The sequence below is a fragment of the Massilia sp. PWRC2 genome (genome assembly GCF_049896725.1).
Lineage (GTDB): Bacteria > Pseudomonadota > Gammaproteobacteria > Burkholderiales > Burkholderiaceae_D > JAFCUW01.
The window spans coordinates 23,730-36,987 of sequence record NZ_JAFCUW010000008.1 but is presented as its reverse complement, the minus strand read 5'-3'; the positions used below and the strand labels follow the sequence as shown (position 1 = coordinate 36,987).

At 63.2% G+C, this 13,258-nt stretch carries 9 protein-coding genes; 5 read left to right on the top strand and 4 right to left on the bottom strand.

What is annotated here, in order from left to right; genetic code table 11:
• Positions 1-153: 153 nt before the first annotated feature.
• Together ACP7BZ_RS15865 and ACP7BZ_RS15860 are read right to left on the bottom strand one after the other, a co-directional pair.
• Positions 154-2,736 (bottom strand): TonB-dependent receptor plug domain-containing protein, encoded by a 2,583-nt coding sequence (locus tag ACP7BZ_RS15865; protein WP_426114836.1) that lies wholly within the window; start codon positions 2,734-2,736, stop codon positions 154-156.
• A gap of 154 nt (positions 2,737-2,890) precedes the next feature.
• Positions 2,891-3,418 (bottom strand): RidA family protein, encoded by a 528-nt coding sequence (locus ACP7BZ_RS15860; protein ID WP_426114834.1) that lies wholly within the window; start codon positions 3,416-3,418, stop codon positions 2,891-2,893.
• 437 nt (positions 3,419-3,855) lie between these two features.
• On the opposite strand from ACP7BZ_RS15860, the gene ACP7BZ_RS15855 reads away from it, so the two are divergent.
• The 3 genes from ACP7BZ_RS15855 (at position 3,856) to ACP7BZ_RS15845 (ending at position 8,203) form a co-directional block, all read left to right on the top strand.
• Positions 3,856-5,484, top strand: coding sequence for a flavin monoamine oxidase family protein (locus tag ACP7BZ_RS15855; RefSeq protein WP_426114832.1), 1,629 nt, complete (start codon positions 3,856-3,858; stop codon positions 5,482-5,484).
• Complete coding sequence (locus tag ACP7BZ_RS15850) at positions 5,481-5,888, top strand: c-type cytochrome (protein ID WP_426114830.1); 408 nt, start codon at positions 5,481-5,483, stop codon at positions 5,886-5,888. Before ACP7BZ_RS15855 ends, ACP7BZ_RS15850 begins: the two co-directional genes overlap by 4 nt.
• A gap of 197 nt (positions 5,889-6,085) precedes the next feature.
• On the top strand, positions 6,086-8,203 hold the full coding sequence (locus ACP7BZ_RS15845; protein WP_426114828.1) for an EAL domain-containing protein: 2,118 nt from the start codon (positions 6,086-6,088) through the stop codon (positions 8,201-8,203).
• 66 nt (positions 8,204-8,269) lie between these two features.
• On the opposite strand, the gene ACP7BZ_RS15840 is transcribed toward ACP7BZ_RS15845, so the two are convergent.
• Positions 8,270-8,806, bottom strand: a complete 537-nt coding sequence (locus ACP7BZ_RS15840) for an SRPBCC family protein (RefSeq protein WP_426114826.1) — start codon at positions 8,804-8,806, stop codon at positions 8,270-8,272.
• 289 nt (positions 8,807-9,095) lie between these two features.
• Between ACP7BZ_RS15840 and ACP7BZ_RS15835 the strand changes: the two genes are divergently transcribed.
• Positions 9,096-9,665, top strand: coding sequence for a PEP-CTERM sorting domain-containing protein (locus tag ACP7BZ_RS15835; protein ID WP_426114824.1), 570 nt, complete (start codon positions 9,096-9,098; stop codon positions 9,663-9,665).
• 179 nt (positions 9,666-9,844) lie between these two features.
• The gene (gene nhaA / locus ACP7BZ_RS15830; protein ID WP_426114822.1) at positions 9,845-11,044 is read left to right on the top strand and encodes a Na+/H+ antiporter NhaA; all 1,200 of its coding nucleotides are present in this window, start codon (positions 9,845-9,847) and stop codon (positions 11,042-11,044) included.
• Here the strand turns inward: nhaA and ACP7BZ_RS15825 are convergent.
• Complete coding sequence (locus tag ACP7BZ_RS15825; protein ID WP_426114820.1) at positions 11,015-13,075, bottom strand: TonB-dependent receptor; 2,061 nt, start codon at positions 13,073-13,075, stop codon at positions 11,015-11,017. The genes nhaA and ACP7BZ_RS15825 overlap by 30 nt on opposite strands.
• Positions 13,076-13,258 lie beyond the last annotated feature (183 nt).

The following is a 13,258-nucleotide window of genomic DNA, read 5'->3' as shown; positions in this document are numbered from 1 at the left end:
GCGTGGTGCAGCAGGGCGACTGGCACCGAAGGGTGCCTGTCCCATGTTGTCTTTCAGCGCAAAAAATTGGCGCTGGCGGGTCACCCCGCCAGCGCCGATTTTTTCAATCACCGCAACACAGGCCAGCCCGCAGGCCGGCCACCATCACGTCCCTCAGAACGCGTAGTTCATGCGCGCATAGTAATACCCGCCATTGATGCCGAACGGCGAAAAGCTCGGATACTGGTTGACCGCGCCCGTGTTCAAGGCCGCATTTTGCGCCGCGATCAGCGCCGCATTGTTACGGTCAGGATACTGGTTGAACAGGTTGTTGGCGCCGACGGCCAGCGTGAGCGACTTGGTCAGCGCTTTCGACACTTCGAGGTCGGTGGTGGCCTTGGTGCCGATCTCGTTCTTGAAGTACAGCGTGCCGTTGACGGTGGTGTAGCCAGCCGACGGGCCGTACACCGACTCGCGCAGGTTGACGGTCCAGCCATCGCGTTTCCACAGCGCGCCCAGGTTGACGCGGGTTTTTGGCGACGAATCTTCGAGCGAGGCGATGGCGCCCAGATTGAGCAGGATTTGCGGCAGCAGTTGCGCCGGTGCCTGGTTGATCTTGGTAACTTCCACCTTGTTGTAATTGCCGGCAGCGGACCAGTCGACCCGGCCCATGTCGCCCAGGTTGCTTGAGTATGTCAGCACCAGTTCGGCACCCTTGTTGCGCGTGTTGGCGGCATTGGTGAAGATGTTGATGCCGGTTTGCGTCACTGTCGGGTCAAGCACATTGCCGTTGGCCTTGATGGCCGCCACCACGGCGGGCGAATTGACCGCTGCGCCGGAGCCATACAGCGAGCTGCTGCCAACGATGCGGTCGTGGATGTTGATGATGTAGGCGTCCGCCGTGATCGTCAGCTTGGGCATCGGGTGCAGCACCAGGCCGACGCTGTAATTCTGTGAACGCTCCGGTTTCAGGCCATTGATGCCAACCAGCCCGGCGCCGGCCGAATTGGGCGCCAGCTGCACAAACGCGGAAGTGGGCGAGACGTTGGTGGCCGAGTAATACTGTTCGGCCATGGTCGGCGCCCGAAAGCCATTGCTGACGGTGCTGCGCACCGCCACTTCCGGGGTGAAATCGTAGCGGCCGGTCAGTTTGGCCACGCGGGCGCTGCCAAAGTCGCTGAATTTTTCGTAGCGCGCGGCGGCGTCGAGTTTGAGGTGGGCGATCGGCGAGCCGGCGACGTCGATGTAGATGGCCTTGTCGTTGCGGCTGTGGTCGCTGGCGTCGGTCAGGCTAAAGCCGGGATACGATTGCGAGCCTTCCTTGTAGCGCGAGGCGGCATCGCCAGCACCGATCTGGTAGCCGTCCTTGCGATACTCGAGTCCCAGTGCCAGGCTCAGCGGCGAGCTCCAGCCGACCGCAAATTCGCGGTTGACGTCCAGATTGCTGGTCCACTGGGTGGCGGTGAAATCACCGGCATGAAAATCGAAGGGCGTCGAACCGGTATCGTTGAACAGCGAGATATTGCCGGAGTTGACCACGCCCATCTCGGCCTTGTCCTTGCCGTAGGTGGTCGACAAATCCCAGTTCCACTCGCCGGCGGTGCCCTTGATGCCGGTCGAGACACCGTAGTCGGTCTCCTCCATTTTCATCTGCGGCGAAAAGCCCAGCGGATAGATTTTTGGCAGGCGGTTCGGCGTGCGGTAATTCTCGAAGGCGTTGGCGGTTTTTTTGCCGTAGGTGGCATTCGCATACAGCTCGGTGCCGTTACCGAGGTCGACGCCGCTGTTGAGCGACAACAGCCCGATGTGGTAAGCGGCATCGCCGGCGATATGGTTCAGATACGGAAAGCCCGGCGCCAGCAGCAGGTTCGGCATCGACGCCTGGTTGGCGGCCGAGGCCACGCGCGGGTCGATCGAACTGCGGTCGCTGTGACCGTGGTACTTGCTCTCGGCGCTCAGGTTGATGAAGCTGCGCTCGCTGGGCTCGAGGCCCAGGTTGACCGAGACGTCGCCGGTCTTGCCGCCTTCGTCAAAATAACGTCCGCCGGTGGCGGTCAGGCTGCCGCCCTTGCTGTCTTTCTTGAGGATGATGTTGACGACGCCGGCGATGGCATCGGTGCCGTACTGGGCGGCGGCGCCATCTTGCAGCACTTCGATGTGGTCGATGGCAGCCACGGGAATGAAGTTCAGGTCGGTCGCGGCGCCTCCCTGGAACGGTCCGCCCAGCACCGCCAGGTTGGCGGTGGTGTGGCGGCGCTTACCGTTGATCAATACCAGGGTGTCGTTCGGCGACAGCCCGCGCAAGCGCGCCGACAGGGTCAGGTTGGCAGCGTCGCCGCCGAAGGCCTGGGCGGTGAACGAGGGCAGGTTTTGCGCCATCGCCTGGATCAGGTCGGGTTGGCCGGTGCGTTCGAGCGAGCCGGAGTCGAGCACCTGGATGGGCGAGGCGCTGTCGACCGCTTTCAGGCCACCGCGCCGGGTGCCGGTGACGATCACCGCTTCCATCGCCGGGGCGGCGGCAGTGGCGGGGGCCACGGCGGCGGCGGCCACGGCGTCCTCCACCGGCGTCGCCAGCGTCAGGCCCGCTTGCAAGAGCATGACGAGGGCAGCCGAGCCGCGCAGAATGTGTTTGCCACGGGTCCAGCCCTGGGTGGACTGGTTACCTTGTTTACCAAAGAGGCTGGCGATGTGGCTTGCCAGCAGGGTAGGCACAGGAACGGCGCGACGGCGGGCGGCGGGACGGGACAGAGGCAACATGGATACGGCTCCTTCGGTGGCGGTGGTGAACAGCAAGGTAAATGTCAGGACGAGCGCTGCCGCCACCTCGGATGCGGGTGTTGTGCGGTTCACAGGGTGTTGCGTCGGGGGTGCCTCCGTTGTCGCGGCCCGGACGCCATGGTCTTGCCAGGTCTTATTTGGCGGGCGCGGGCGCCTTCGCTGCAGTCATTTCAATTTCGACGAGGCCACCGGGCATCGGCAGCGCCGCCACTTGCAGCGCCGTGCGCACCGGCTTGTTCGGTTGCGTGCTGCTACCGAAAAACTGGCTGTAAGCCGCATTCAGGCCGGCAAAATCCATCTTGCCGCCCAGTTCAGGGTCGCCTGCCATGAAGACATTGACCTTGACCACGTCAGCGAGCGTCAAGCCTTCGGCAGCGAGCAGTTTTTCGCATTTTTTGAGGATGGAGATAACCTGGGTGGTGGTGTTGCCGTAGGCTTCGATGCTGCCTTTGGCGGCGGCGGGATTGGCGAGGTCCGCCAGGTTGCCGCTCAAGAACACCAGGCGGCTGCCGCTGGGCACCACGACGGTGGTGGAAATCGGCGCTTGCGAGGTGGCCGAACTGACGCGCTTGATGTCTTCGCCATGCGCCGTGACGGCCAGTGGCAGCACGGCGAGCAGGGCGGCAAGCTTGATGCGGGCAAACAGGGGGGAAGCGTGCATCGTTCAATCCTCTTTCAAAGTGACAGCGGCGGTAAGGTTACATCGGCCACCTGGGTGGCGCCATGTTGTAAGGACTGCAGCAAAATGTATGCCAGGCGTGACAGGGCATGCCTGCTGCCCGTTTCCACAGTGGCGCCTGCGGTGATCACCCCCTGCGCATCGGGCCAAAGCGTCAGCCTGGCCGCCATCGCGCCCGTGGCAGCTGGCTGTGCGCAGAACGCCCCTTGATGATGCGTTGCACCAAAATACACAAAATCCAATTTCGTGACGCACGCTTAAAGCACAGCACAGCGGGCGGTGCCCCCGCGCCGGGCGTGTGCTGCCTGTCAGAGGGCGTACGGCGGCATCAAAAACTGGGCATGGATCTTGCTGAACAGAACTGGGACGCGCCCTTGCGACGCACCGGCTTTTTCCTTCAACCTCATGCTCGGAACACCATGCCAAACACTGCTTTACCTTCCACCGACGCGGCCAGCGCGCCGACCCGCCGTGATTTCCTGGTCAAGGCGCTTGCGCTGGGCGGCACCGGCATGTTGCTGGCGACAATGAAAGCGTGGGGCATGGACAGCGCCTCGACTGCCAGCGCACCGCCGCCGCTGGTGGGCAGTGGCAAGGGCAAGACCGTCGTCATCCTCGGCGCCGGCATCGCCGGCATGACCGCCGCCTATGAGCTGGGCAAGCTCGGTTACACCATTAAACTGATCGAAGCGCGCGATGTTGCCGGTGGCCGCATCCAGACGGCGCGGCGCGGCAAGGTGCTGCAAGAACTCGGTGCCGAAAAGCAGGTATGCGACTTCGCCCCCGGCGAGTACATCAACCTGGGACCATGGCGCATCCCGTTCAATCATTACTCGACGCTGCACTACACCAGCGAGTTCGACGTCAAGCTCGAGCTGTTTAACAACGACAACGATGCCGCCTACGTCTACAACGAGCGGGTACAGGGACCGCTGAACCAGAAGCGCCTGCGCATGTTCGAAGTGAAGGCCGACTTGCGCGGCTATGTCGACGAACTGCTGGCCAAGTCGCTCAAGCGCGGCATGCTCGACCAGCAGGTGACGGCGGCCGACAAGGTGCTGCTGATCGATTACCTGGTCAATGAAGGCTATCTGTCGAAAAAGGAACTCGACTACAAGGGCACCGAAGGGCGCGGCTTCAAGGTCAATCCGGGCGCCGGCATTGAGCCCGGTGCTGGTGTGCCTTCCGACCCGCTGGGCTTTTCCGACCTGCTGCAATCGAAGCTGGGCTTGATGTACAAATCGGTCAGCACCTTCGTCCAGCAAAAGACCATGTTCGAGCCGGTTGGCGGCATGGACATGATCGCCCGCGCATTTGAAAAGCGGGTCGGCAAGACGATCAGCTACCACACCGAAGTGACCAAACTGGTCAATCTGGCCGATGGCGTCGCGGTGCACGTCCTCAACACCGTCAGCGGCAAGCGCGCCATCGTCAAGGGCGACTTTTGCCTGTGCACCATTCCCGTCTCTGTGCTGCGCGGCATCGACACCGATTTCTCCGCTGCCTTCAAGACGGCCATGCAGAGCGTCACCTATTCGCCCCTGTGCAAGATGGGGCTGCAGATGAAAGAGCGCTTCTGGGAAACGAAGCACGGCATTTACGGCGGCCATGTGTTTACCGACATCAAGGGCATCAACCTGATTTCGCTGCCGTCGTCGAACTGGCAGGGCAAGAAGGGCACGCTGCTCGGTTACTTCAGCTACGGCGCCGACGGCGCCGAGATGAGCGCGCGCACGCCGCGCGAGCGCATCGATTACGCGCTGTCGGCTGGCGAGAAAATTTTTCCGGGCGAATACACCAAGGCCTTCGAAGCGGGCTTTTCGATTTGCTGGCACCTGGTCAAGTACAGCCTGGGCGCCACCTCGCACTGGGATGCCGACGGCCGCGTCACGGCCTATCCAACCCTGTGGGAAGGCGAAGGCCGCACCCTGCTGGCGGGTGAGCACATGAGCTACCTGACGGGCTGGATGGCCGGGTCGATCGAGTCGTCGTGGCAGCAGATTGCGCGCATTCACCAGCGCCTGTCGACGCCGAAGGTGGCAGCATGAAAGCGGCCGTCTCGATGCTGCTGGGGCTGCTCTCTGCACTGTTTGTGCTCGCTGGCGCCAGCGCGCAAACGGTCGATGGCAAAACCGTGTTCGCCAAAAATTGCGCGGCTTGCCACCAGGCCGGCGGCACCGGCATCGCCGGCGCTTTTCCTGCGCTCAAGGGTAACGCGTTCGTGCAGGCCGAAGCCGAGGCTGTCATCGCCACCGTGCTCAAGGGGCGAGCCGGCATGCCGACCTTCGCCACCGCGCTCGATGACGACAAGCTGGCCGCGGTGCTCAGCTATGTGCGCACGGCGTGGGGCAACCATGGCGCCCCCATCAGCGCGGCCGAAGTCAAGGCCGTGCGTGACAGCAGCAGGGCGGGTGAGGCGGTCAAGCAGGAGCAGCCTACCAACGTGCATTGACGGCCTTTGGTTGAGGATGCATGTCTCAACCCCACCAGCGGCCACTGAGCCCGGCACTTGTCAAATAAAAACCATAAAAAAGTTAATTCGTGTGACATTTCACAAATTGATGGGCTGCAGCGGTAGCTTCGCTGGCGGAGAAAGTGCAAAATAAGCAGCGGCAGCTGTTTATGCCTTATCTGCCTATCAAGGGACCCGTGAGCACAGCGAACAGTTTTATTGTTGACGAGTTACTCCTCGACAACTTTCCGGCGGGCGTGGTGGTGCACGATGCCAATTCCGCCGTGTTAACCGCCAACGTCATGGCCGAGCGCCTGCTCGGTTTGAGCGCCCAGCACATGATGGGCTTGAAGGTGGACGATGTGACGTGGCAGTTCGTCCAGCCGGACGGCAGCCCGATGGCGCCGGCCGACTTTCCCGCTGCGCGCGCGCTGCACGGCAGTTGCAAGATCTCGGACCTGGTGCTCGGGGTCGACACGGCCGGACTCGGCGGCATCCGCTGGCTGCTCTGCAGTGCCTACCCGGTATTTAACGGCGCCGCCGTGCTGACCTCGGTGGTGGTGTGTTTTACCGATTGCAGCGACCTGATCCGAGCACAGAAGGCGCTCAGCGATTCGGAGCAGCGCCTGCAGCTGGTGCTGCGCGGTTCGAACGACGGTTGCTGGGACTGGGACCTGGCCAACCAGCGCATCTACTATTCGCCGCGCTGGTGGGCGATGCTGGGCTATGAGCCGGGTGAGCTGACCAGCGGGCCGGCCTTGTGGGAACAGCTGTTGCACGCCGACGATCGCCAGCGCGTCCAGCATTTTCTGGGCGCTGCATTGGCCGGCGCGGTCGACGATTACGCCATCGAATTTTCCCTGCTGCACCGCGAGGGCCATTACGTCCCCGTGCAAAGCCGTGGCTTCATCCAGCGCGGACCCGGTGGCACGGCGATCCGCGTGGCCGGTACCAACACCGATATCACCGAACGCAAGCAGTTCGAACGCCAGTTGTTGACGACCGCCGAGCATGATCACCTGACCGGTTTGCCGAACCGGCGCTACCTGTCGCGCGAACTGGCAACGCGGCTGGCGGCGGCGCGCGCCGCTGCCACCCACGGCGCCGTGCTGTTGCTCGATCTCGATGATTTCAAGCTGATCAACGATACCGAAGGCCACTCGTTCGGTGACCTGCTGCTGCAGGAAGTGGCGGCGCGCCTGCGCGCCAGCATGGGCGCAGTCGACTTTGTCGGCCGCCTCGGCGGCGATGAGTTTGTCGTCATCCTGGCACCGACTGCCAGCACGCTGGCCCAGTGCAGCGCCGAGGCCGAGCGCCATTGCCAGCAGCTGCGGCTGGCCCTGTGCCGGCCCTACCGCCTGGCCGGTAGCGAGCACACCGTCACCCCCAGCATCGGCTGCGCCTTGTTCGATGCCAGTACCGCTGCCGCCGATCTGGTGTTCAAGCAAGCCGACATCGCCTTGTACGCGGCCAAGGGGGCCGGCCGCAACACCGTGCGCTTTTTCGATCCCGCCATGCAGCACGCGATCGACGCCCGCGCCCGCCTGCAGGGCGAATTGCACGATGCGATTGCCCGCGCCGAGCTGGAAATTTATTACCAGCCGCAGTTCGATGTGATGGAGCGCCTGATCGGCGCCGAGGCGCTGCTGCGCTGGAACCACACGGTGCGTGGGGTGGTCACGCCGGGCGCCTTCATTGCAGTTGCCGAAATGAGTGATCTGATCATTCGCATCGGCGACTGGGTCTTGCGCGACGCCAGCGCGCGCCTGGCCACGTGGGCGCGCGACCCTGCCTTGAGCGGCTTGACGCTCAGCGTCAACGTCAGCGCGCGCCATCTGCACGAAGACGATTTCGTCGCCCGTACGCTGGCCATCCTGCGCCAGGCGGGCGCCGATCCGCACCGGCTGGCGATGGAATTGACGGAAAGCCTGCTGGCCACGGACGCCGAAGAAACCATCGCCAAGATGCGCCAGTTGCGCGAGTGCGGCGTCAATTTTTCCATCGATGATTTTGGCACCGGCTTTTCATCGCTGCGCTACATCCACCGCTTCCCCCTCAAGCACTTGAAGATCGATCAGTCTTTCGTGGCCGCCTGCAATGCCGACCCGAATGCCGCCGCCATCGTCGAGATCGTCATTGCGCTGGCCAACAAACTGGGGCTGGGACATGTCGCCGAAGGGGTCGAAACGCCAGAGCAGCTGGCCTTTCTGAAAAGTCTGGGATGCACAGGCTTTCAGGGCTATCTGTTGGGCCGACCGATGCCTGCTGCGCAGTTTGAAGCACTGGCGCGCGCGCAATATGCCTGCACGGTGTAGGTCAGCCCGACCCTGGCAGCCTGGCGCGGAGGGGCGGACTGGTTGGGCGCATCGGTCTCATTGTGCTCATTGAGGTGACCGGGCGAGCACTTCTGCCAGATAGCGGTCGAGGCCATCCATGGTGCCGCCCCAGCCTTGTGCCATGCCAGCGTGGGCAGCATCGAAGCAGGCCCGCTCGGCGGCGCTGGCATTCATGGCGCACCACTCGATGCGCATGACGGTGCCGGCCGGCGCGTCAGTGCTGGCGCTCAATGTCGTGGTCGACAAAGTGGTGAGCGGCCAGCTGGCCGCCATCGGGTGCCGGCTCACCCCGCCATCGCGGTCGCTGAACTGGACCACCACCACCACGCGCGCCGGCGCAGTCAGTTCGCGAAAGGTCCACTTGCCCCACATGGCGGGGACGTCGGCCATGCCGAGCGGCCGCATGGCGTAGTGAAATGCGCCACCCACGGTCGCCTCGACTGTGCAGTGCGACAACGCCATGCCCGGCGGTGCCATCCATCTGGCCAGGTGTTTCGCTTCCGTGAGCGCCGCATAGACCAGCTCGCGCGGCGCGGCGAAGCGGCGCTCGAGGATGAACGGTGCGGACAATTGGTCATTCATGGCGTCAATTCCTTTTATTCGGTGAACACCGCTGATCAGGGCTTGCCCAGGTACGTAGCATGCTGACGGCCGCCATTCAAACGATCAAGGTGGTTTAATAAAAATAACATTTTGCAAGAAAAACTGTCTCTTTTTACAATAAAAACTGTCGAATTTTCTTACACTTGAAGTCGCTGATTTGGCGGGGCACCTGTTAAGTTTCTGATTTGTAACGATAATTGTTTTATGGCATGTAAATTGCTAATACCTAATTATAAATTCACCTCAACAATCTAACACTGGATAACACATGAACCTGCTGAAAAAATTGACACTGTCCTTCGCCCTGTCGCTGTCGCTCGTTTCGGCCGCCTCTGCTGACGTCATCCAGACAACCGCGCCAGTAGCGATGGATTCGTGGGGTGGCTGGAGCTGGGTGCAGATGGCGAGCGTGACGCTGGCCAGTGGTACCAGCCAGATCGTCGGCCTGACCAGCTCGATGAATATCGTCGATCAGGGCTGGGGCGGGCAAGATCCCAATTCGAACCAGGTGCTGATCGGCCTGTTTTCGAACGGCACTGATCTGATCAATGTGCATGTGGCAGGCGGCTTGCACAACTGGACCACGCAAAGCTACAACATCGCCAGCGACCCGGCCGCACTGGCCAATTTCAACACCACGCTGCAGGCCATCGACTGGGCCACGGCGCCGTCGGTGACCCTGCAAATGTTCGCCGCCCCGCTCGGTTACGGCGGCTGGCAGCTGCACGCTACCAACGCCACCTTCACGGTCGATTCCATCAGCGTGCCAGAGCCGGCTTCGCTGGCGCTGTTGGGCTTTGGCCTGGCCGGCCTGGCACTGGCACGCCGCCGCGCCTGAAGGAGGCCGCCATCACCCGTGTGATGGATACAGCGGTCCTCAGTTACAATCAACGCAGCGTGCGCGTGCCGACAGGCATGACGCACCCTGTTCGCCGCCGCTAGTGGCGGCGCCGACCGGCTGCATCTCCTGGCCCCCCCCCATCGTGACCGCTTGCACCAGGGTTTGCCGGAGCATACATGTACATCGAACGGCTGTCAGCCACCTTCACACAGTTTACCGAGTCGGGCAAGGCGGGCGCCTTGCTGCTCATCGTGTGCACACTCGCTTCGCTGGCGCTGGCCAACGCCGCCTGGGCAGATGGCTATGTGGGATTCTGGCAGCAAGCGGTGATGGGCTTGAGCATCGAGCTGTGGGTCAACGACGCCCTGATGGCGATCTTTTTCCTGCTCATTGGCCTCGAGCTCGAGCGCGAACTGTATAACGGCGAACTGTCCGACATCAAAAGCGCCATGCTGCCGATGGTGGCCGCTGCCGGCGGCATCGTCATGCCCGCGCTGATCCATTTTCTGTTCAATAACGGCACTGCCACCCAGGCGGGCATCGGCATCCCGATGGCCACCGACATCGCCTTCGCGCTCGGTGTGCTCAGCCTGCTCGGCAAGGGCGTGCCCGCCTCGCTGAAAATCTTCCTGGCTGCTTTCGCCGTCATGGATGACCTCGGTGCGATCCTGGTGATCGCCGTGTTCTACACCGCCAAACTGTCGTTTGTGTACCTGCTGGCGGCGCTCGTGGTGTTTGCCGCGCTGATCCTGATGAACCGCGTGCTGCGCGTGATGGCCCTGCTGCCTTACCTGATCGGCGGTGCGCTGATGTGGTTCCTGATGCTCAAGTCAGGGGTCCATGCGACCATTGCCGGTGTGCTGCTGGCCTTTGCCATTCCCTATTCGGCCACACGCGATGATGCGCAGTCGCCCTCGCACCGTCTCGAACATGCGCTGCTCACGCCGGTCGCCTTCCTCATTCTGCCGGTCTTCGCGCTGGCCAACACGGGCATCGCCATCGGCGCCGGCTGGACCGCAGAACTGTTATCTGCCAACAGCCTCGGTATCGTGCTGGGGCTGGTCATTGGCAAGCCGGTCGGTATCCTGGCGGCCAGTGCGGTCGCCGTCACGCTGGGCATCTGCCGCCTGCCGGCTGGTTTGCACTGGCAGCATGTGCTGGGCGCCGGCCTGCTGGGCGGCATCGGCTTTACCATGTCGATGTTCATCACCAACCTGGCGTATGCCGGTCAGGCCGAGCTCATCACGGCGTCGAAGATGGCGATCCTGCTGGCCTCGCTGGTGGCGGGCTTGCTGGGTTTTACCTGGCTCAAATGGGTCGGCGCGTCGCCTGCCGCGGCGGCGTCGTTACCAGTTGCGAATCAGGGTGGCGCGTAGCGAGCGCGATTCGATCGGATGGAAGTGGAGGTCGGCGCGTGGCACCGCTTCGCTGGCCAGTTGCGAGGCATAGTAATAGTCGATCGCCGAGGTGCGGCGGTTGGTCAAATTAAAGCCTTCCAGTTCCAGCCGCGTCTGCCCATTGATCTTGTAGCCGATGCGGCCGTTGAGGGTGGTGCTCGAATGCGAGCGCACGCTATTGTCATCGACCAGCGGGCGCGGACCGAAATAGCGCAGGCGCACCGCGCCCGACCAGGGGCCCAGCTTGTCGACGGTCAGCGCCAGCTGGCTGACCCCTTCGACGGCGCCCTCGATGTAATTGCCGGCCAGCGGGTCGCTGTCCCGTGAGCGCGCGCGTGCGTAGGCAGCATCGAAATCAATCGACAGCCATTTGACGGGCTTGTAGTAATTCGACAGTTCGATGCCGTAGCGCCGGCTGGGGCGTCCCGCTTCGGTGGTGCCCTCGTCGCCCACATACGTCAGTTCGGAGGCGAAGTCGAGGCGGTACAGCGACAGCGCCGTTTGCATCTTGGGGATCGCTTCGGTGCGCATGCCCAGTTCCAGTCCTTTCGAGCGGACCAGGCCCGGCACCGGGGTCAACGGCGCACCAGTGGCCGGGTCGACCCGGGTTTGCGTGCCGCGCGCATCGTTGCTGTGAAAGCCATTGCCCATGTTGACGTAAAACTCGGTCGCCGCCCACGGTCCGAAAATCAGGTTCAGCGATGGATTGGCGATGCCGGCGCTGGCGCTGCCGCTGTTGGCCGCCAGGTCGCTCTTGACGTCGTAGCGGTAACGGTCGGCGCGCACGCCGGCGACGGTGCGAAACACATCGGTCCAGCGGGTGGCGTTTTCCACATACACGGCGGCACTACTCTCGACGATGTGATCGGCGCGCACGCTGCTGAGCACCTGCTGGGCGCGGGTGTGCTGCAAGCCATTGAAAATATTGTCGTTCTGGCCGATCGCGCCCACCGTCCAGTCGGAAACCTGCCACGGCCCCTGGTGCAAGTGAAAGGTGTGCGACGCCGTCAAGCCGCTGGTGACGCGGCGGTCGGGCTGGGCAAACTGGTCGCCGTTGACGGGGTCGTTCATGAAGTAGCTAAAGTTGGAATACAGGTCGAGGCGATTGCGGATCACATACGCGCTCACTTTTGACGAGGTGTCGGCGCCCGTCTGGCGCCACGTACCCGACAGGCTCAGGCGCTCGGCGCGGCCGCCGTCGGTGGGGTCGATGGCGTCGAATCTGCCGAGGCTGCCATTGTCGACCGCGCGCAGCGGAATCTGGTCGGTCGAATTCCAGCGCCCCTGGTAGGCCATGGCGGTGACGTTCCAGCCATTATTCGCATAGCCCTGGCTCAAACGCAGCACGCCGTTGTATTTGCGGTAGTTGTCGCCGTTGGTGAATGGGCCGTTGTTGTGCAAGCCCTCGAGCGCATACAGCAGGCTGGCGCCGCCGAGCTCGGTGGAGGCGGCAATGGCGGCGCGGCCGTAGCCATTCTGGCCGGCGCTGAGGGTGGCGATGTTTTGTGGCAAGCGGTTGACGTAAGTAATCGCCGCGCTGCCGGCCGAGGCGAAATCGCCGACGCGCGCCGAATACGGCCCCTTGCCATAATCGAGCCGCCCCACCAGTTCGGGCATCAGGAAATTCAGGTCGGTCCAGCCCTGGCCGTGCGCGTGGCTGCGCTGGTTGACCGGCATGTCGTCGATGAAGGTGGCAAGGTCGGTGCCGTGATCGAGATTAAAGCCGCGCAAATAAAACTGGTTGGCCTTGCCTTCACCGCTGTGCTGGCTGACCACCAGGCCCGGCGTCGCCTCGAGGATTTCGCCGGGCCGATAGACGGTGCGCAACTCCAGTTCGCGCCCGCTGACGCTGCCCTGACTGGCCGAATCGGCCAGTCCCAGCTGGCTGCCGCGGGAACCCTCGACCAGCACGCGGGCGATGACGGGGTCGTCGGCGTGGGCGCCGCTCGCCCCCAGCAACAGCGGAAACAGCAGGCACAGCGCTTTGGGGATGGGGCGAAGTTTTGGCATGGACAGTTCGGCAAACGATGGCAGGGGCGCTGATGCCGTGCAGTGAAGCGCCAGGGGGGACTGGCGCAGTCGCCTGTCCCATTTCTGCGTCACCGAACGGCAGCAACAATCACCAATCACCAACAGGCGGCCGATAAATTTAGGATAGGCAATTGTAGCTGGCGCTGGCGCTCGTATGCGCAC